The 18,328-nt window shown below is 68.4% G+C and carries 22 protein-coding genes and 3 pseudogenes; 5 read left to right on the top strand and 20 right to left on the bottom strand.

Annotated elements, in window-relative coordinates; genetic code table 11:
* Positions 1-43 precede the first annotated feature (43 nt).
* Entirely contained in the window at positions 44-958 is a 915-nt protein-coding gene (locus tag LRS10_RS23685; protein WP_257839605.1) for a MobC family plasmid mobilization relaxosome protein, read from the top strand.
* Positions 918-1,619, top strand: coding sequence for a relaxase/mobilization nuclease domain-containing protein (locus LRS10_RS23680; protein WP_374571462.1), 702 nt, complete (start codon positions 918-920; stop codon positions 1,617-1,619). Before LRS10_RS23685 ends, LRS10_RS23680 begins: the two co-directional genes overlap by 41 nt.
* A 174-nt stretch (positions 1,620-1,793) precedes the next feature.
* Here LRS10_RS23680 and LRS10_RS23675 read toward each other — a convergent pair whose 3' ends face one another.
* The 20 genes and pseudogenes from LRS10_RS23675 to LRS10_RS23585 all read right to left on the bottom strand — a co-directional run bounded on the left by LRS10_RS23675 (position 1,794) and on the right by LRS10_RS23585 (position 16,571).
* The gene (locus LRS10_RS23675) at positions 1,794-2,114 is read right to left on the bottom strand and encodes a hypothetical protein (RefSeq protein ID WP_257839603.1); all 321 of its coding nucleotides are present in this window, start codon (positions 2,112-2,114) and stop codon (positions 1,794-1,796) included.
* A gap of 26 nt (positions 2,115-2,140) precedes the next feature.
* The gene (locus LRS10_RS23670; protein WP_257839602.1) at positions 2,141-2,632 is read right to left on the bottom strand and encodes a hypothetical protein; all 492 of its coding nucleotides are present in this window, start codon (positions 2,630-2,632) and stop codon (positions 2,141-2,143) included.
* A complete protein-coding gene (locus LRS10_RS23665; protein WP_257839601.1) occupies positions 2,622-3,071 on the bottom strand; it encodes a helix-turn-helix domain-containing protein in 450 nt (149 codons plus the stop codon). The genes LRS10_RS23670 and LRS10_RS23665 overlap by 11 nt, the downstream gene beginning before the upstream one ends.
* Positions 3,071-3,592 carry a hypothetical protein gene (locus LRS10_RS23660; RefSeq protein ID WP_257839600.1) on the bottom strand — a complete coding sequence of 174 codons (522 nt, stop codon included), beginning with the start codon at positions 3,590-3,592 and terminating at the stop codon, positions 3,071-3,073. Before LRS10_RS23660 ends, LRS10_RS23665 begins: the two co-directional genes overlap by 1 nt.
* 247 nt (positions 3,593-3,839) lie before the next feature.
* Positions 3,840-4,481: pseudogene (locus LRS10_RS25560) on the bottom strand (LPD7 domain-containing protein); the annotation flags it as partial.
* Positions 4,421-5,206 (bottom strand): type IV secretory system conjugative DNA transfer family protein, encoded by a 786-nt coding sequence (locus tag LRS10_RS23650; protein ID WP_257839598.1) that lies wholly within the window; start codon positions 5,204-5,206, stop codon positions 4,421-4,423. The gene LRS10_RS23650 and the pseudogene LRS10_RS25560, both read right to left, overlap by 61 nt.
* Positions 5,207-5,279: 73 nt before the next feature.
* Positions 5,280-6,284 (bottom strand): annotated as a pseudogene (locus LRS10_RS23645) (type IV secretory system conjugative DNA transfer family protein); the annotation flags it as partial.
* Between the two features lie 58 nt (positions 6,285-6,342).
* Complete coding sequence (gene virB11, locus LRS10_RS23640) at positions 6,343-7,350, bottom strand: P-type DNA transfer ATPase VirB11 (RefSeq protein WP_257839597.1); 1,008 nt, start codon at positions 7,348-7,350, stop codon at positions 6,343-6,345.
* Positions 7,347-7,835, bottom strand: coding sequence for a TrbI/VirB10 family protein (locus LRS10_RS23635; protein WP_257839680.1), 489 nt, complete (start codon positions 7,833-7,835; stop codon positions 7,347-7,349). The genes virB11 and LRS10_RS23635 overlap by 4 nt, the downstream gene beginning before the upstream one ends.
* A gap of 774 nt (positions 7,836-8,609) precedes the next feature.
* Entirely contained in the window at positions 8,610-9,095 is a 486-nt protein-coding gene (locus LRS10_RS23630; protein ID WP_257839679.1) for a TrbG/VirB9 family P-type conjugative transfer protein, read from the bottom strand.
* Positions 9,037-9,462, bottom strand: coding sequence for a TrbG/VirB9 family P-type conjugative transfer protein (locus LRS10_RS23625; RefSeq protein WP_257839596.1), 426 nt, complete (start codon positions 9,460-9,462; stop codon positions 9,037-9,039). Before LRS10_RS23625 ends, LRS10_RS23630 begins: the two co-directional genes overlap by 59 nt.
* Positions 9,462-10,142: a virB8 family protein gene (locus LRS10_RS23620; protein WP_257839595.1), complete on the bottom strand. Its 681-nt coding sequence runs from the start codon at positions 10,140-10,142 to the stop codon at positions 9,462-9,464. The genes LRS10_RS23625 and LRS10_RS23620 overlap by 1 nt, the downstream gene beginning before the upstream one ends.
* 261 nt (positions 10,143-10,403) lie before the next feature.
* Complete coding sequence (locus tag LRS10_RS23615) at positions 10,404-11,363, bottom strand: type IV secretion system protein (protein ID WP_257839594.1); 960 nt, start codon at positions 11,361-11,363, stop codon at positions 10,404-10,406.
* A 123-nt stretch (positions 11,364-11,486) separates the two neighbouring features.
* Positions 11,487-11,717, bottom strand: a complete 231-nt coding sequence (locus tag LRS10_RS25555; protein WP_374571454.1) for an EexN family lipoprotein — start codon at positions 11,715-11,717, stop codon at positions 11,487-11,489.
* Complete coding sequence (locus LRS10_RS23610) at positions 11,714-12,463, bottom strand: type IV secretion system protein (protein ID WP_257839593.1); 750 nt, start codon at positions 12,461-12,463, stop codon at positions 11,714-11,716. Before LRS10_RS23610 ends, LRS10_RS25555 begins: the two co-directional genes overlap by 4 nt.
* Complete coding sequence (locus LRS10_RS23605; RefSeq protein ID WP_257839592.1) at positions 12,460-14,865, bottom strand: VirB4 family type IV secretion/conjugal transfer ATPase; 2,406 nt, start codon at positions 14,863-14,865, stop codon at positions 12,460-12,462. The genes LRS10_RS23610 and LRS10_RS23605 overlap by 4 nt, the downstream gene beginning before the upstream one ends.
* Positions 14,858-15,196: a type IV secretion system protein VirB3 gene (locus LRS10_RS23600; protein ID WP_257839591.1), complete on the bottom strand. Its 339-nt coding sequence runs from the start codon at positions 15,194-15,196 to the stop codon at positions 14,858-14,860. The genes LRS10_RS23605 and LRS10_RS23600 overlap by 8 nt, the downstream gene beginning before the upstream one ends.
* Positions 15,197-15,259: 63 nt before the next feature.
* The gene (locus LRS10_RS23595) at positions 15,260-15,592 is read right to left on the bottom strand and encodes a TrbC/VirB2 family protein (RefSeq protein ID WP_257839590.1); all 333 of its coding nucleotides are present in this window, start codon (positions 15,590-15,592) and stop codon (positions 15,260-15,262) included.
* Entirely contained in the window at positions 15,570-15,929 is a 360-nt protein-coding gene (locus LRS10_RS23590; RefSeq protein WP_257839589.1) for a hypothetical protein, read from the bottom strand. Before LRS10_RS23590 ends, LRS10_RS23595 begins: the two co-directional genes overlap by 23 nt.
* Before the next feature lie 30 nt (positions 15,930-15,959).
* Positions 15,960-16,571, bottom strand: coding sequence for a lytic transglycosylase domain-containing protein (locus LRS10_RS23585; RefSeq protein WP_257839588.1), 612 nt, complete (start codon positions 16,569-16,571; stop codon positions 15,960-15,962).
* A 448-nt stretch (positions 16,572-17,019) separates the two neighbouring features.
* Between LRS10_RS23585 and LRS10_RS23580 the strand changes: the two genes are divergently transcribed.
* The 3 genes and pseudogenes from LRS10_RS23580 (at position 17,020) to LRS10_RS23575 (ending at position 18,267) form a co-directional block, all read left to right on the top strand.
* Complete coding sequence (locus LRS10_RS23580) at positions 17,020-17,244, top strand: ribbon-helix-helix domain-containing protein (RefSeq protein ID WP_257839587.1); 225 nt, start codon at positions 17,020-17,022, stop codon at positions 17,242-17,244.
* Positions 17,241-17,675 (top strand): annotated as a pseudogene (locus tag LRS10_RS25550) (replication initiator protein A); the annotation flags it as partial. The gene LRS10_RS23580 and the pseudogene LRS10_RS25550, both read left to right, overlap by 4 nt.
* A 28-nt stretch (positions 17,676-17,703) precedes the next feature.
* Positions 17,704-18,267, top strand: a complete 564-nt coding sequence (locus LRS10_RS23575) for a replication initiator protein A (protein ID WP_257839586.1) — start codon at positions 17,704-17,706, stop codon at positions 18,265-18,267.
* The last annotated feature ends 61 nt before the right edge of the window (positions 18,268-18,328 follow it).

Below are 18,328 nucleotides of genomic sequence, written 5' to 3'. Positions count from 1 at the left end.
GGATAGGCTTTGCGCCGGCAGTTTTATAAACTACGCTGCCCTCATGGCCATGTTCGCCTTCCAGCTCCCCGATGCGCTGGCCGCTAAATTCGACGCGATCGCCTCCGGCGGCCGGTCGAGACGGCTTCGCGAGCTGGTGGCGGAAGCGGTGGGGCAGGGCGTGCCTACGCGGCCGGCGTCGGCCCGAGGCGCATCGACCAAGCTGACAATCCGGCTGAAGGCCGAGGACCAGGCCGCGCTCGACACGGCGGCCGAGGCCGACGGGCTCTTGCGCACGGAGTGGGCGCTGGCGGTCCTGCGGCGGCGGCTTCACGGCCGACCGAAGTTCGGCCGGCGTGAGGAGCTGGCGCTCTACGGTGTGCAGGAGGAGCTGCGGCGGATCGGCGTGAACCTCAACCAGATCACGCGCGCCCTGAACACGGCAGTCATGCCGGGCTCTGTGCTGTCGGCCGAGATCGCGCAGCTCGAGGCGTTCCGAGAAGAGATCCGGGCGCACGTGCAGGGCCTCAAGGGCCTTCCGCGGCAACCTCGACTATTGGGAGGACGAGCCGTGAGCAACTTCCGCTCGATCCGCGGCTTCGACACGCTCTGGCGGCCGCCGGCGGGCGGGCGAAAGATCTTGCCGAAGGAGCCGGTGATCGCCGCGCCTGCGAAGGGCGGCGGCCGGGGCGGGGACGCCAAGGCGCGGCTCGCCCGGGTGGTGCAGAAGGCTCCGGAGGTGATGGTGAAGATCACCGGCCGGACGAAGGACGGCGAGCACTTGGCTGCGCACCTGGAATACATTTCGCGGAAGGGCGAGCTTGATCTTGAGCAGTCGGACGGGGCGCTGATCCACGGCCGCGGCGCGGTGCGGGAGCTGGCGGACGACTGGGCCGAGGTGGGGGGAGGGGGACAGCCGCCGCCGAGCCAACAGCAACATGTCGGTGTCGGTCGTGCTCAGCATGCCCGTGGGCACTGACCCGGACCGAATGAAAGACGCGGTGCGGGCCTTCGCCCGGGCCGAGTTCGGGGACACCTTCCCGTATGTGTTCGCCTTCCATCAGGACGCCAAGGGCGAGCAGCCGCACATCCATCTGAGCGTGCGGGCGCTGGGCGTGAACGGCGAGCGGCTGAATCCCCGAAAGGCAGACCTGGCCGACTGGCGCGAGCGATCGCACGCGAGCTGCGGGGGCCGCGGCATCCAGGCCGAGGCGACGCCTCGGCGATCTCGAGGGATAACCCAGAAGCCGGAACGGACGGCGGTGCGCAAGGCGCGCGAGCGGTTCGAACGCACGGCCCAGAACGAGCCTCGGGTGCTGCGCGAAGCGCGACGGGAGGCCGAGGCGCTGGCGCAGGGCGGTGCGAAGCCCCAGCCCTGGGACGAGCAGATGCGGCGGCGTCAGGCGCAGGTGCGGGCGACCTACCAGGCGGCCGCCAAGGTGCTCGCCGCTTCGGCCGATCCCAGGGATCAGGCGCTGGCGAAGGACGTGAAGGCGTTCGTCAGTGCGATGCCGCCGCCAGTGAGCCGCAAGGTGGCCTTGGCGCGTCAGATCGTGGTGGAGCGGCAAGCGGCTCGGAACAGGCCGCAGGCCGACCCGGAGCGGCCGGGGCCCGAGAAGGGCCGCGGGCGAGGCCGCTAGTTTGGACGTACAAACGTGGAGGAGGCGGGATGAAGGGTGACACGCGTTCGGCTTTCCAGGCGGCCTGTGACGACTACCTGGCGCGCGTGCGGGGCTATGGCGCGGCGCAAGCCGCGCAGGATAAGGCGCTGCTCGGCTTCACGCGCGATGCGGAAGCCGACTTTCCGGGGAAGGCTAAGGCTTGGCGCGCGGGCTACGCCGCCGAGGTGGCGCGGCCTCTGCAATCTCCTCGATGACCTTGCGCCAGCCGCCCTGGCTCACTTGCATGATCTCCGCCTGCCTCTCATAGGCCAGGCGTTCCATCCAGTTCTCGTCTCGGACGTCATAGGTGAAGGTCAGGAGCCCGACGTGCCCGGTCTCACGGACGTGGTTGTGGGCCCAGGCTCGGGCATTCTCGAAGACCTTGGTCTCGCACTCGCGGCACTGCGCCTTCTCGACCACCAGCTCCTCGGTAGGGCTGAATGCGTTGGGTAGGAAGTCCGACGCCTCGGTCATGCGGGTTCTCCGTGATCGGCCGCAGGCTAGGCCGATTCCTCGCGCCCGGCCCGGCGCCTCAGCCGGCGTAGAAGAGGAGGGTGGGGGAGGGGGGTATCGGGGCTGCCGCCGACCCTGAGGGCGCGGCGCACGCGGCAAACGAGACCTTCAGCAAGGCTCACGGCGTCGTGCCGGGCGAGGAGGTCCGGGCGGCGGGCCAGCGCCTCAGGAATGGCGTGCCGGCGGGCGTAGGGCGCCACGTCGGCCAGGAGCCATTCCATCGAGCGCCCGAGGGTCAAGCCTAGCTGCTGAGCGGCGTGGCTCGCCTTGATGAGATCGTGGCGATGGGCGCGGCGGTTGTGCTCGTCGCTACAGCCCCGGGCCAGTAGGTAGCCCTTCAGGGCCAACTCCAGCCCCCAGCAGAGCTGCGACAGCACCAGCTCGTCTGAGAAGCCGCGGGCGCGCGCCCAACGGCCGCTCTCGACGAAGCGAGCGCCGCGCTGGAGGAGCAGCGGTGCAAGGTCTCGGTCATTCGCCATCGCCGGGCTCCTGGGCGGCCGAGCGGATGAGATCGGCGAAGAAGTTCCGCTTAGGGGCGGGTAGGCTGCGCCAGGCCTGCAAGAGGGCGATGGCGCGGGGGTCGGCAGCCAGCTCCTCAGCGATGGGGTCGGCCGCGCCTTTGGCGGGCAGGGGCATGCCCTCCACGTCGACGAAGAAGTAGTCGATCGGCACGCCGAGGAAGATCGCCGCCTTGGCGAGGCTCGAGGCCGAGATGCGGTTGGCGCCCTGCTCGTACTTCTGCACCTGCTGATGGCTGGAGAGGCCAATGCTCTCGGCGAGCTGGCCTTGGCTCAAGCTGCGGGCTTTTCGGGCCATGCGGAGTCGGCGGCCCACGGCCACATCGAAAGGATGTGGCCCGTGGGAGTTTGTACGAACAAACTCGCCCGTCGGCCCATCGGGCCGCGAGGGGTGGGACATCAACGGCTCCGCGTGCGCTCTGGGCCGGGCTTGGAAACTTCCGGCTGCGCTCCCCGAACGGCTTCTGCCGCCGGCGCGCGTTCAGGGATCGACCGCTCTTTGTCGGCTACGGGTTCGCGGACCTGAGCGGGCGCGAAGCGCGCGCCGTGCTCGATGTGGCCGGCGATCTTCTCCTTCGCGCCTGCGATCAGCCGCTCTTGGACAGCAGGGTCCGGGTGGCGGTCCTTGACCACGGCGGCGACGACGGCGAGGCGGCTTTGAGCATCGCGCAGGGCCGGGTCTCGCGCGGCTTCGGCCGGCGAGGCGGCGCGGAACCGCTCGGCCTCTATGGTCCAGCGGTTGCGGGGCACTTGGCGCTGCTGAAGATTGATCTCGCCGGTCTCCTTGTCGCGCACCTCGAAAGTGCGGGACACGCGCTCCACACCGTCGCGACGCAGGGTGATCTCGTCGCCGACCTGGGCGCCCGGAGCGCTGAAGCGCGGCGGGGAGGCCAACGCCCCAGACTTCGATCTGGCGGCCATCCTTCTGTTCGACGCGGACGAAGGGCGTGAGCTCCTGGCCGGATCGATGCTTGTAGGGCGCTTCGCCGCTCTCGAGCAGCTTGCCCGTCACGCCCTTGTCGTAGTCGATCCTGGAAGGCTTGGCCGCGGCCCCCGGCGCTTCGACGGTCGCGCGCGTCTGGTCCGGTGACTCGTCAGCGGCCCGGGCGCGGTCGCGTGCGGGGGCGATGGAGTTGACGTCGCGGGCGTCCTGGTGGCGGGCGAGCTCCTGCAGGTCGCGTTCGGTGGGCTTGTAGCCGCGGACCTCCAGGCCGGCGGCGCGTGCTTCGAGCCACACCGCGCGACGGAAGTCTTCCTCGCCGCGGACCTCGATCGCCTTCCAGCCGCGGTGTTCGGCGATGGCGACAAGATCCCTCACCACCTCGGGATTGTTGTCGCGGGCCGTCAGCTTCCCGCCGGCGTCCCGGAACACCGGCTGGTCGCTTTTGGCGTCCGTGAAGAAGCGGAGCTCGGCCGAGAACTGCGGCTCCTCGGAATAGTACCGGCGCTTGATCGAGTCCGGGACGTCGCCGCGCTCGACGGAGAACCGCTCAGGCTGGTTCTCGTTGGCGGGCCGGGGCGAGGGCTTCGAGGCCTCAGCGCCGGCGCGCTGGGCGGTCGGCGGCGCTTCGGGGCTAGGCGCACGTTCCAGGACCGGGGAGATGCTATTCTCCGTGGGATCACGATCGTCCTCTTCGGGGCGCTTCCGCGGCTCAGGCTTGGGCGCCGCGGGGGCCTTGGGCGGGGAGGGGCCGGCGTCGGTTCGGCGCCAGCGTCGGTTTCGTCGGCCATGGGAGGCCTCCTCTACGGTCAGCGTTCGATGGCTTCGGTCTCGAGCAGCAGGCCCGAGTTGATGTAGCGGTCGATCCACTCCTGCGACTGTTCCTCGGTGGCGCCGCCCGGAAGGTCGCCCAGATCGACGGAATCCAGCTCGAGTGAGATCGCCTCGATGCTCAGCTCCGTCTCGCCGGCGGCTTCGCTTTCGGTGAGCGGGCGCTGGACGATGCGGGCGTGGATCTCGCCGACTGTACGGGTTAGCGCCGCGAGGTCGGCCGCCATCGCGTCAAGGCGGCTGGACTCGCCCGCTGGCGCTGCGCCTCCGCGGCCGACATCCGGCAAGGCTGGGATAACGGGCGGAGGCTGGACGCGCCGGGTGAAGTCGGCGCTCTTGAAGAAGTAGATCTTGCGGCCCCTCACGGGCGGGATACCGCCGCGCAGGACGATCAGGGCGTCACGGCTCATCTGCATCAGCTCCTGGGGGAGCATGAGCGCGCGGCGTTGTTCGGAGGCCGTCGTGGTCCACTTGCCGGCGCCGACGAAGGTCGGGCGGCTCTTCGAGCGTCCCTCGTAGGTGTAGTAGCCCAGGCGCTCGGCGAGGTCCTGGGCGACCTTGAGCTCCTTGGGCGTGAAGACGACCTCGACGCCGCAGTTGGTCATAATCTCGTCGGCGACGTCCGGGCCATACTCCGCCCGCAGCTGCGACGGGCTCTGGATGACCGGCAGAAGCCGCAGGCCGTAGCCCGCCACATAGGAGAAGCCCTTGGCGATGACGGCCGCGTGGCCGAGGCGGGCGAATTCGTCGAGCAGGACAAGCAACTGCAGGGGGGTGGCGGTCCTTCGCCGGCAGCTCGCGGGTGTTCAGGTCGACGAGCTGCTGGAAGAAGAGGTTATAGAGGGGCGCCACGCGGGCCATGTTGTCCGGCGTGACCCCGAGATAGATCGAGGTGCGCCTGGTGCGCAGTTCGCGCAGGTCGAAATCGCTGGCGCTGGTGGCGGCGTCCACACGAGGGTTGAGCCAGAGGTTCATCCGCGAGGTGATGGTCTGGCGGACGCCGGCGAAGGTGTTGTCCGACGAGGCGCAGAAGTCGTTCAGGGCGTTGATGCAGCCGCGCGAAAGCGGGGCCGGGCCCTTGGCGCGGGCGTCGATCAGCGCCGGGAACTTGGCCTTGGGATTGCCGGTCGTGAGCTGGCGGTAGATCTCGCCGATGGTGAAGGGCAGGTCCGGGGTCTCGGCGACGTAGGCGCCCACGCCGAGGAACCCGGTCCGCGCCGCTTCGGCCCAGAACGGGTCGGACTTATCGGGGGCGGGGAAGAGCATGGTGGCGAGCTTCTGCAGCTCGTCCAGGACCTCGACGCTGTTGCGGCGATCGATCCAGCCCAAGGGGTTGTAGCGGGCCGTGCGGCCTTCCGGGTCGAGCGGGTCGAACATCACGACCTTCTGGCCGTGAGCAGCGCGGAAGCCGGCGCTCGCCTCCCAGTTCTCCTTCTTGATGTCGAGGACTACGACGGAGTCGGGCCAGTTCAGGAGGTTGGGGATGACGACGCCGACGCCCTTGCCGGTGCGGGTGGGCGCATAGAGCATCACATGCTCGGCGCCGCCGAAGGTCAGGTAGCCAGCGCCTTTGCGGCCAAGGATGATCCCTTTCTTGGCGCGCAGCCCCTCGCGGGCAATCTCGCCCTCGCTGGCCCAGCGCGCCGCGCCGTGGAGCGGGCGGCGGATCCGGACGGCCGCCACGACGCCGAGCGCCAGGATGAGGGCGCCGGAGCCCAGGGCGGCGACCTTGAACCAAAGCTGCACCTCGGGATGCGTCCGATAGGTCCAGAGCCAGCCGGGCACGGCGGTGAAGTCCACGTTCGCGCCGAGGCGTCCGATCCCCGCCAGCGTGCCGACCATGGTCAGCATCGCCCAGAGGGCGACGAGGAGGGCGGTAACGGCCGCGATGAAGGCGGCCTTACCGGCCGGCGTGGCGCTTGCGAAGCGGGTCATAGTAGAGCTCCGTCATCCGGAAGCGGCCGTCGACCTTCTTCATCTGGACGACGACGTCGACCAGCAGGTGGAGGAGGCTGCGAATGTCTTCGCGGGCCAGGTCGCGGCCGCCCTCGGATTCCTTCACGAGGAGGGTCAGTTGCTCGAAGGCGAGGGTGGCGGAATCGGCGTGCACCGTCGTGATGGACCCGGGATGGCCCGAGTTCACGTTGCGCAGGTAGAAGAAGGCGGTCCCGTCCCGCAGCTCCTGCAGCAGGATCCGGTCCGGCCGCATGCGCAAGGCGCTCTCCAAGAGCTGCTTCGGGGCGACCTTTGCGAGGCCTTGCTGATCCTTCGAATAGATGAGGTGCACGACATTGCGGTGCGGCACCGTCAGCTCGCGGGTGTCCTCGATCGTGAGCAGGCGCTCATGCTCAGGAATGAGTTGGATGAGGCCCTTGCTGAAGGTCGTCTTGCCCGATCCGGTCGCGCCGCTGATGAGGATGTTTTTGCGCGAGCGCACGGCCAACTCGAAGAAGGCAGGCCAGGCGCCGGCGTCGCGCAGCCGCAGCAGCTCCTCTTCGGTCTCGTCGAGCTCGTCGCTGGCGGCTTTCGCCGCCTCGAAGAGGCCGGCGCGGGTGAAATCCTCCATGCCGAAGGTGATGCTGGACGGCTTGCGGATGGTGATCGAGACGGTGTCGGTCGGGACGGCCGGCGGGAGCACGATCTGACAACGCTCGCCCTGCGGCAGGACGGTGGAGCAAATCGGCGTCTCGGCGTTCACGTCCTGGCGCGTAAAGGCGGCCGCGGCGTTGGCGAGGGTGGCGAGCCAGGCGGCCGACAGGTCGGGCAACTCATGCCAGCGCCAGCCGCCTGGTCCTTCCACGCCAACCTCGCCGGGCCGATTGATGACGATCTCCGTCACGTCGGCCGGCTCCAGCAGCCGTTGGAGCGGCTGCAGGTAGTGGACGAGGACGGAGCTGTCCGCGTTCATCGGGCCGCGACCCCGTAGACGTCGGCGAAGTCGAAGTCCTGGGCGACCATGATCCCGACGTCCTCGCCCTGGTTCTTGCGCAGGATGGGCGGCAGGTTGATCGAGTTCTGAAGCGCGACGCCGGCGACGTCGGAGGGGACGCGCACGGTGTTCTGGAAGTCGCGCCGGTCGCCCTGGGCGGCGATGTAGACGCCGTCGTCGACCAGGGAGAGGAGGATGGCGCTGCCGAACCGCTCGAAGAAGCGATTGTCGAGATCGCCGCCGAACCCCGAGCGGCCCAGGGCGTCCGCCGCCGGCGAGGCGAGGTCGATCGCCACGCCTCGCGGCGTCACGGCGCGAGTCCAGAGGACGAAGAGCCGGCGCTGACCGCGCTGCATACCGCCGCGATACTCGCCGAGGACCTTTGTGCCCTTCTCGAGCAGAACGACGCGGCCGTTGTCCGAGAAGACGTCGCGCGGGATGATGCAGGTGGTGTAGCCCGGCAGGGGAGGAATCCATCGCCGTCTGCAGGACGCAGGGGATCTGCGTTCCGGCGAGGATCATGTAGCTGCGATCACCGAGCACCTTGGCGCGCGCAGTGTTGATAGCCGAGCCGCGGCGCAGGGATTCCAGCTCCGTCGGCGTGCGCGGCGCAGGCTCGTCCTGCGCCATGCTGGCCCCTCGTCGCGGCGCCATAGGCGGCGGCTGGCAGGCCTTGGCCGGAGGCGCTGTACGCCAGGATCGGCGCGCGGCGGGAGAGGTCCGCCAGGCTTTCGCGCGGCGGCCCGCCGGCTGAGCCCGCGGGTCCGGCCGCGTATGGCGACGGCGCCGGCACGACCTGACCGGGCCCGAGGGGCTGACCAGTGAGAGGATCCACGCCCGGCGCGACGCCTCCGGCGGTCGGCGCGGGCGGCAGGGGAGGGGGGCGGGGTCTTCGCCACCTGGTCGTAGCTCACGACCTGGCGAGCCGGCTCCTTGGGCTCATCCTTGGCGTCCTGAGCGTCGCCGCGATCCCAGGTGAGGAAGAGGAGAAGGGACGCCCCGCCCACCATGGCGGCGATGCCGGCGATCTTGGCCTGGTTGGAACTGAAGCGGCCCGCCACGGGGGTGATCCCGCGCTCCCCGGGCACGCCGGCGCCCCTGTCCGGCTCACGGTACTCGGGCGGGACGTTCGACTCGTCCGGCGCGCGGCGCCGCAGGAAAGGATCGCCAGCCTCGTCACGGCGGACGTCGTCTTCGGGGCGGCGCGGCGCGCCGGGATCGTGAGTGTCGCTCATGGTTTATTGTCCCGGGTTGCGGGTGGTGCGTTCGACGGACGAGGAGGCGGTGTAGGTCCCGTGGTTCACCCCGTAGGGCTGGACGGCCTCATTGAAGACGCAGAGGACTTCGCGGCCGCGCCGCAGGATAAGCTTCGGCGCCACGGTGTGGATCACCACGAACTCGTCCCGCACATCGAAGGGCACTTGGCTCTCGGAGCCGTCCGGGTTGACGGTGAAGAAGCTGGGGAGCTCCTGATTGGCCGGGAACCGCAGCACGGTGAACTGGCCGTTGTCCGAAACTTCCGACGGCTGAAGGCGGGACGAGCCCTGGACCGTGTAGTTGAGGTTCCGCGGCCCCTCGACGACGGCATGGTCGAGCATCAGGCCCGTGCGGGCCTTCTCGATGATCCCGGCCTGGCGGGCGAGGACCTGGGCGGCGGCGCGACGCTCATCCTCGGGGTAGCGGAAGCGGACCTGGAAGTAGGTGTCCGGCGAGTTGGCGGTGATCGGGCCCGTGCGGATCGTCAGCTCGAAGGTGTAGTTGCGCAGCTCGGCGCCCCCGGCGTGTGGTCACGATGAGGTTGGTGGGCGTCCCCCGCTCGCGGGGCTTGATGAACAGGATGTTGCTCTCGGCGGCCACCTCCCAGGAGACGGTGTCGCCCAGCGCCACGTGCTGGATCTCCTCCCCGGGCCCGAAGATGATCTGGGTGGCCGTGCGGAAGGTCCCGACGATCCGCACGACCTCTTTCGGGTCATAGTCGACCTCGCGCATCCTCGGATCGGCTTGGCCTGGCTTGGGAACGTCGGCGGCGGCCGCGGGGAGGGCGGCCGCGGCCAGCGCCGCACAAGCGGCGGCGGCGAGCAGCTTGCGCATCATTGGGAGATCTCCGGATCGGCCCGGTAGTTCTGGACTTGGAAGCCGAGCGGATTTCGCAGCCGGTCCGATTCCAGCATGGGGGCTTGGGTATAGGTGAAGGTCAGGGTGGCGATCCAATCAGTCGACTGGACCTCCTGGGCCTTGCGCACCGTCCTAGTGAAACGGACGTTGGCCACCTTGGGGTTGATGAAAGTAATGTTGCGGATCGCCACGGTGGCGACCCCATCGGGGCCGAGGACCGCCTGCGGGCTGGTCGGGTTCGTCGACCGGTAAGCGTCCGCCCAGCGTTGCTGTTCGTCGGGCGTGGACATGATCGAGACGAAGCGGAAGTTCTCCTCGGCCGCCGGCGGCAGGTAGCCTTCGCGGGCCCGCACGTACTGGCCGAGGAAATACTTGCTGACGGCTTCGTTGTAGGTGACGTCGCGCGAGCCCTTCAGGCCGGTCATCACGTCGACCGCACCCGTGCTCTCGTTTACCCGCACCACGAAGGGCTCGACCGTTTTCAGAGGGGCCAGCGCCACGACGGCGCCGATCGAGGCGACGGCGAGGCCGCTCGCGACGGCCGCGACGGTCCAGGCCAGCTTTTTTGAGCGATGCGCCGCCTGAACTCGATCCTGGTCCCAGCGCCGGGCTTCTTCGAAGTAGCTCTTGAGATCGTCCGCGGGCACGCCGGTCATCCGCGAGCTCCCTGTCCGCAGCTCGCAAAGGCCTGCGGAAGGGCCGAGACCCGGGGTGGCTTCGCGGCGGGGCGAGCCAGGCCAGCAGTCGGGGTTTTAGGAACCACGCCGGGCACGGTGGGCGCCGGCGCGGTCGTGCTCTTCGTCGGCTTGGCCGGCTTGCCATTCGGGCCGGGGGTGGGCGGAGCGGGGACCGGCGCAGTCTTCGCCGGCACGGGCGAACCCGGGAGGATCGAGCCGTAGATGTTGACGGGCCGGCGGCTATGGCCGTCGCAGGACTTGGGCTTGGACGTGCTGGTGGTCGAACAGCCCACCAGGGCGAACGCGCAGGCCGTCAGGGTCAGTGTACGCAACACGTGCTGGTCTCCTGAGGGACGAGGGGAAAGTGTCATCGGCGAGGGTGGCCGTTGCCGGCGCTGGCGGCGGGGCGGACGGAGCCGCCGCCTCCGCCACGTGGCCCTCTGCCAGCGCTGGCGGGCGCCGTGGATTGCCCGCCGAACGCGCTCCGCGCCGCGTTGGCGAAGTCACCGATGCCGGCGGCGGCACCCCCGCGATGCCCGCCGCGATGTTGGGCGTCTGAAGGAAGAAGATCGCGCCTAGCAAGCACAAGGCGATGAACAACAGCCCGGCCGCCGTGGGGTCCGCCTGGCCATCAATGTTGCCCCATTGACCCTCGACGAGTGCGAGGATGATCTGGAAAACGGTGATGATGAGGGCGAACAGGATCAGGTAGTTCACGCCCTGCTTCAGCCAGCCGTAGAAGAACATTCGCGATGCCTCGAATACGAGGCACGCGATGAAGATCGGGCCGAGCGCAACCAAGACTGCGAGCGCGACCTTCGCGAGCATGACGATGCCGAAGCCGAGTGCGGCGGTCAGCGCCGTGACGACCCAGACAACTGCTCCGGTGACGTAGGGACCGGGATCAGTCAGCGTGGCGCTGTTGAAGATCTTGGTGGCGAGGTAGCCACCCCGATTGAAGAAGCTGTCGAAGGCGGCCCCAACGCTTGGGGCGCCGCTGCCGCTGATGGCTTTAGCGAGCCAGTTCGGCAGGTCCTCAAATAGAGGCCCCGTGACGTAGGTATTATAGGCGACGGTCGTTGCGACGGCATAGATGAAGCAGAGTTTCACTAACCTGAGAACACCGTCCATGACGGGCTCAGTGATCCGCCCGGCGAGGACCGAGTACGCCCAAAGCACGATGTACAGGATGAGCGCCACGCGTAGCGGGCCGGCTACTTGAGCGATCACGTTGCCAAGGCCATCCGTTAGGACAGCCTCGAGCCGAGAATCTACATAGTCGTAAGCGGGCTGGAAGACGGCTGCTGGCATGGCGCTCGGCGGCTAGAAGCCGCTCCTGTAGTCGTTCATCGTTTTCTGCCGGGCCGCCTTCTCAGCGGCGAACTGAGCGTTTTTGCACTCCTCGCCGCGATGAGTGCCTTGCCGGCAGTCGGCGACCACCTCGGCCCTCTCGCTCGCGTTTGCTTCGAAGTAGGACGCGGACCGCGGCTCGGGCTGGCACGCTGTGAGCAAGCCTCCTGCCGCGAAGGCGAAAGTTATCGCGACCGCCCTCATTTGAAGCCCGCCCGATAGTCGCTCATGGTTTGACGGTACATCGCAGCGCGCGCCTCCCGATCTCGCTGCTCGGCCAGCCGGCGCTCGGCGTCCTGCATCATCGCGAGGCCTTGCAACTGCATCTGGTCGTTGTTGATGAGCGCCTGTTCGGCGGCGATGCGGGCCTGGAGGTCCATGACCTCCTTCGCGGACCTGGCGTTGTTCAGCGCCAGGCGGAGCTCGTCCAAGCCGGCTTGGCGCTGAGCCGCCGTGCTGTAGGCGCTCTCGCCCAAGGCGATGTCCCGAGCCGCCCGGTCGCCCGATTTGACGAGAGAGTCCTGGTAGTATTGCTCGACGGCGGAAAGCCCAGACGTCACCGGCGTGAAGAGGCGATTGGCGTCTCGGATGGAGGTGGCGCGCGTACCGATCGAGCCCAGGTCCGAAAGCGTGCCGTTCAACAGGCGCGACGTGTCCTGGACCTCGGCCGGCAGATACCGCCTTAGGGCGGGGTTGTTCAGGACGCCGGCGAGGCTGTTGACGTTGGTCAGCCTGTTGAAGTCGTCGTAAAGCCGCTGACCCTGGGAAATCAGCTCCGTGCCCTGGCGCACCTGCGTCTGCAGCTCCTGGAGCTGCGCGCGGGCCTCGTTCAACTGCCGCAGCATCCGCACGTAGGCGCCTGGGTCGGTCACCGTCATTTGCGCCGAGGCTGGCGGCCCCGCGGCGATCATGAAGACGGCCGCCGCCGCCCCGATGAGTCGGGTTCTCATAAGATTCTCCGTCGCTCTTGGTGGAAGATCGGCCCCCAAACGGCCGGGTCGTCGCCGTGCTGGGCGCGGATGCGGTCCAGCAGCTCGACGGTCTCCGCCCGGCCGGAGAGGACCGCCAGCTCGTCTTCGAGGCCGCCAAGGTTTAGCTCCACGACCACGGAGTTGTGCCCCTGCTTGACGAGGAACATCCGCGACTCCGGCGACAGCTCCTCGCGGATCAGCCGGAACTCCTCACGGGTGAGGCCGAAGCCCTCGACGTAGTCGCGGGCCTGGCCGTAGGGGTTGGGCAGGAAGATCTTGGTGGGGCATTGCTCCAGGATCGTGTGCGAGATCTCGGAGCGCAGGACGTCGGCCGGGCTCTGGGTGCCGAACACCATGAAAGCGTTCTTCTTCCGGTAGGTCTTGAGCCCGTCCTGGGCGAGGCCGCGGAAACTCTCGTCGCCGAGCGCCTTCCAGAACTCGTCGATGTCGACGACGAGGCGCCGGCCGTCCACCAGCTCCTCGAGCCGATGGAAGAGGTACATCATGATCGGCGTGCGGACCTCGGCGTTGTCAAGGAAGTCCGTCATGTCGAAGCCAAGCAGGCGCCCATCGAGGGCGACCTGGTCGGCGTCGTTGTCGAGAACCCAGCCGAGCGGGCCGGCCCGGGTCCATTTCTCCAGCCGCGCGCCGATGCCTTCGGCGTCGCGCTGGCCGAGGAGCTGGCGCAGCGCAAGGAGCGAGCGCTGGCGCGGCTCCATGGGCTGCAGGGCGGCGATGCCGTCAGCGATCAGCCGCTCTTCCTGCACGCTCAGCGGCCGGTCATGCGGCGTGACGAGCTTGCGGACCAGCTGGGAGAGGAAGACGAGGTTGGCCGGGGTGTGATCGAGCGCCTTGAAGGGCGCAAAGCCTGTGGGCGCACCGTTCTTCAAGGTCAGGTACGTGCCGCCCGATGCTCGGATGAAGATCTCGGCGCCGCGATCCTTGTCGATGAAGACCTGCTGGGCGCCGAACTTCTCGAGCTGGGCGAGCATGAAGTTCTGAACGACGGTCTTGCCCGAGCCTGAGGGGCCGCAGATGAAGGTGTGCCCGAGATCACCGGCGTGGAAGTTGAAGTAGAAGGGCGACAAGGCAGAGGTGCGCAGGAGGGCGACGGCCGGGCCCCAGTGGTTGCCGCTCGGCCGGCCGGACGGGTAGGTGTGGAACGGCGACAACGCGGCGAAATTGCGCGAGTTGATCGCCGCCGGCCGGCTGCGCTTGCCGAAGTTGCCCGGAAACTGCGCCCAGAAGGCCGCCTCCAGCGCCAGGTCCTCGCGGGCTACGACGAGGCCGGAGTCCGCCAACGTCGCACGCGCGGCCGACATGTTGTCGGCCAGCTCCTTGGTGCTGGCGCCGTAGACCAGCATCGAGAACTGATGCTCGCCCATGACGAAGCGGTTGCTGACCAGGTCGTCGATCGCGTCGTTGAGCCCGTCCACCTGTGAGTGGGCCCGGTCGTTGGCCTTGATGAGCTGGTTCTGCTTGCGCTCCATGATGGCGCGCGCCGAGGCCTTCGATAGGAAGGCGAAGGATTGGGTGGCCACGAACGGGTACTTAGCGCGCAGCAGGCCGTCCCAGAGGCCCGGCCTCGTGGAAGCGGGGTACTCCTTCACCCCGAAGATGCCGGCGAACTTCTCCTCGCCGGGCTCGCGGATCTCCAGGGCCTCGCGGCCGAAGATCACGCGGCACGTGTAGAGCGCGTCGCCGAGGTGACCGCGCACGAGCGGCATGCGCTGCGGCCGCCCGGTGAGCACCAGGTGCATCAGCTCCATGGGCTCGGAGAACCAGAGGCCGTTGTGCTCGTAGAGGCCGAGCGGGCGAACGCCATAGCGGGAGAGGTACTGGAGGAGGTCGCGGCCCTTGTCCTCAAGGGTGCGGATCGCGTCCTCATCCACCTCGGCCCCAGCCTTGCCGCGGGCGCGCAGGCGGCTGAAGAACGCCGCAGCGCGCTCGGCCGCGTCGCGGCCGGGGTGCAGCACGAGGGTGACATAGAGGTCGTTCGTGAAGAGCCGCGTCCCGGTAACCCGCTTGCGGTATTCGGCGTCGAGCTGGCGGGCGAACTCTGAGCGGAACTTGCCTTCGGGATAGCCGCGATCCTCGCGACGCACGATGTGCGTCCAGATCGCCAGGCGATCATCGGCGAGATTGCGGCAAGCGTTGTTCAGCTTGGCATGCCAGTCGTTGATGTCGCGCACGTCAGCGGTCTCGAAGGACGCGCCGTCGAGCTTGAAGCAGATCATCAGGGCCCGGCTGTCGAGGGCCACGACGTAGTCGGTCACGTGCCGGGCATAGGGCAGGGCGCCGCCGAGCTCCGTCTCACGCCGCAGGACGCCGGAGGGCGCGCGCGCCGTCTGCGCGGCGCGGAGAGCCGCCGCGTTACCCATTGGGGAAGTCCTTCTTGCTGTAGCGGCGCAGCACCTTCAGCGGCGTCGGCGAGCTCCCGCCCCACCAGCCGCGGTTGCGGGCCCGGCCCTTCGTCTCGAACCACATGAAGAGGACGCGGAAGGCGTTGTGGTCGTGCTTGACGATGGCGCGGAAGAGGAAGTGCAGCGCCACGCCGACGCTCAAGTAGAGCAGGCTATGGCCCACTAGGTAGATGAAGCCGGTGACGATCACGTTCATCGCCATGGCTTCCACAGGGACGCCCAGGACCATGGCTGGCCGCGTGCAGGCCAGGAACAGGGTGTCTTCGGTGATGCGTTCGTCGTTTTCCATGACGGGGGGATCTCCACCCGCCGCGCGCCAGCCCCCCGGAGCCGCGCGGCGAGACGCGGGCCGCTAGGCCGCGCCGCCCGTCAGCAGGTTGACGATCTCCGCCGCGCCGAACACCACGACGATGCCGACGACGACGATGGCGATGCGCCGCCAGTCGAAGAGGCCGAACATGCAGGCGATGCCCAGGAGCACCACGGCGATGACGGCGAGCAGCCGCGCCGTGTTTCCCGTGAGAAGATCCAGCACGTTCTGCAGCAGGCCTTCGACGTTCTGCGCGAGCGCCGGTTCGACCAGGCCGAGGGTGAAGGCGATCGTGGCGAAGGCGAGTGCGCCGACCCGGCGCGCGGTCGAGACCCGCGCGACAGGCGCCTGACTATTGATGGCTTGTGAGCTCATCATGGGGGAGGGGCTCCTGCTTCTCTGTTTCGAGAATTATCGGGCCGTAGTATCTGTACGCGTCCCGACAATGGGCGACCGCAGCGGCTAAGTGTTTGTACCGCTTTGGTTTCGGTGAGCCGTAGACCGAGACGAGGTATTCGCCGGTCTTCCAGCTCAACGTGACGTACATGGTCCATGTACTGTCGGTCGCCTCGACGATCCGGACGCCGACAATCCTGCCGCTCTTCGGCCGCAGGCTCGTCAGCATTCGCTCCCGGATCGTCCCGTCGGGCATACGCTGCACCCCCAAGCTCACAAGGGGGCCAGCATACGTCGCGTCGGCGGCCGTGGTCACGTTTGACGTGGTGGAGGGCGTTCAAGCTGATCACCTTCCGAACACAAGGATGGAGGAGGCCTGCGCGCGGCCGAACACGTCCCAGGCGGGCGTGTCCGGCTCTGGCGACGGCGGCTCCTCGGCGAGCTGCGCTGGGGTGGGCGCAGGCGGGGCGGCGTAGGCGCGGCCCAGGGCCGGCACGACCTGGCTCGCCGCCGCTTCGACCTTGGCGACGTAGCCGTTGGCGAAGCCGCGGCTGTGGTCGCCGGTGTTGTAGGCCGAGAAGGCCATCCGAAGCGCCTGCTGCTGCGGCGCGCTGCGGGCGGCGCTGAGATAGCCGGCCTCGAGCACCTTGGCGGCGCCGGCGAGGTTGCGGCAGGGATCGAAGGCGTCGGCGACGCTTATGCCGAGCCAGCCGAGGTTCTTGCTGTTGATCTGGCCGAGGCCGAGATCGACGCTCTTGCCCTGCCGGATCAGTATCTCGGCGGTGCGGATCGCCTCGGCGGTCGTCCGTGCCGGCGGCGGGTCCGCCGCGCCGTTCACATTGATGGCCAGCGGATTGTAGCGGCTCTCCACCTGGACGATGCTGAGCATGGTCACAGGGGCGATGGTCGGAGCGCACCGCTGCGCGAGCGCCAGGACTGCGGCGAGCTCCAGGACCATCAGCGACGCCCTCTCGCCTGCATCATCAACGTCGCGTCTTGGCGCACGCTGCGGCCACCCTGGGGTGGCGCGTCGCCGGTGCGCCTGACGCGCTTCGCTCCTTGCAATCTCGACGCGAGCGTCATCTTTCGCCGCGCAGCGCGAGCCGCGCGCCCTTCAGCGTGCCTTGCCCGGAAAATGTCGTATTTCCCGACAAATACGACAGTAAACCTGCTCGGATCGCGTATCAAGTGCTATTTTGGGGGGAGTCGGCAGAAAGCCTGCTGCAACCCTGTGGCGCACCGGATGAGAAGGCAAGCGGAGCCATGGCTTTTTTCAGGCGGTGTCCCAGTCTGGAACATCGCGGCAACAGGTTCTCGATCACCGGGGCTCGACCGACTCGGATTTCCGGTACATCGTGGACGCGTGGAGGTGTCCACATGTCCACGACGCCGCCCCCGGAGAGCCTATGAGCCGCGCCCCAGAACCCGCCCCCCGCGTCACTGAACGCGGGCCGCCCCAACCCCGGGCCCGGACCGGCAAGACGATGATCGCCGGCTACTTCTCGCCCGAACTGGCGCGCGCGGTGAAGCTCGTCGCCGTGGAGCGGGGCGTGACGGTCCAGGCGCTTATCGGCGAGGGGCTGGACCATGTGCTGAAGGCGGCGGGAAAGGCGCCGATGGGTGAGCGATGAGCGCGCGCACAGACCCTCATCCCATCCGCGACTTCTTCATTTCCGACCTGGTCGACTACGCGCCCAAGGACAGCGCGGAGATGATGGAGCGACCGTTCTTCTCGATCTCCAAGCGCAAGCGCAACAAGTCGATCCATTACGAGAGCCCGGACGGCAAGCTCTGGATCAAGGTCAACGCCAACCCGACCCACGGCATGGCGACTATCTGGGACGCCGACATCCTCATCTGGTGCATCTCGCGGATCATGGCCCAGAAGGACGCTGGCAGGAACGAAGTGCGGCCGGTGATCCACACCACGCCCTACGAGCTGCTGCGCGGCATAGCGCGCAGCACCGGCGGCCAGGACTATGTCGAGCTCATGAAGGCGATCCGGCGCCTGCGCACCACGGAAGTCGAGACCAACATCCGGGCGGGCAAGCGGCGCTACATCGCCTTCCACTACCTCGGCGACATCGAGGGTGACGGGGGAAAGTCCGGAGGATCCAGAACAGCTGAAGTCGCTCACGCTGCGCGTGCCGGACTGGCTGCTCGAGGGGATCATGGGCGGACATGTCCTGACCCTCGATCGCGAGTACTTCCTGCTCACCGGCGGCATCGAGCGCGCGATCTACCGCGTCGCGCGCAAGCACGCCGGCAACCAGCCGAAGGGTTGGGTCTGCAAAATGGAGACGCTGCACATCAAGACGGGCAGCGAGTCGCCGTTCAAGAAGTTCACCTTCCGACTGCGCGAAATGTGCCGCGCCGACGAACTCCCCCGCTACGCCATGAAAGAGACCACGACGCAGGACGGCAGCCCCGCGGTCCTGTTCATCGACCGGGCGTTCCTGGCCGAAGAGGTCAAGGAGCGCCGGGCGGCCGACGCCGGCCAGCGTCACCGCGAAGACGGCCGCGCGGCCTGGGTCGACGCCGAGCGGGATCCTCGGGCGTTCGACCAGGCGTGGTCCGCTTGGATCGAGAAGGGCTTCGCCCCGGCCGAATTCGCCAGCGCCTGCAGCGACAAGCGCGCTGTCATGCCAAGCTGACGAGGTTCGCGGTCATGGGCGCCCCTGCCCTCGCGCGTCGATCTTTCCGACTCGGTGTTTC

This window comes from Phenylobacterium sp. J426 (genome assembly GCF_024699945.1).
In the GTDB taxonomy this organism is placed as follows: domain Bacteria; phylum Pseudomonadota; class Alphaproteobacteria; order Caulobacterales; family Caulobacteraceae; genus Phenylobacterium.
Note: the sequence above shows the minus strand (reverse complement) of the source record. Positions and strands in the feature narration are given on the sequence as shown.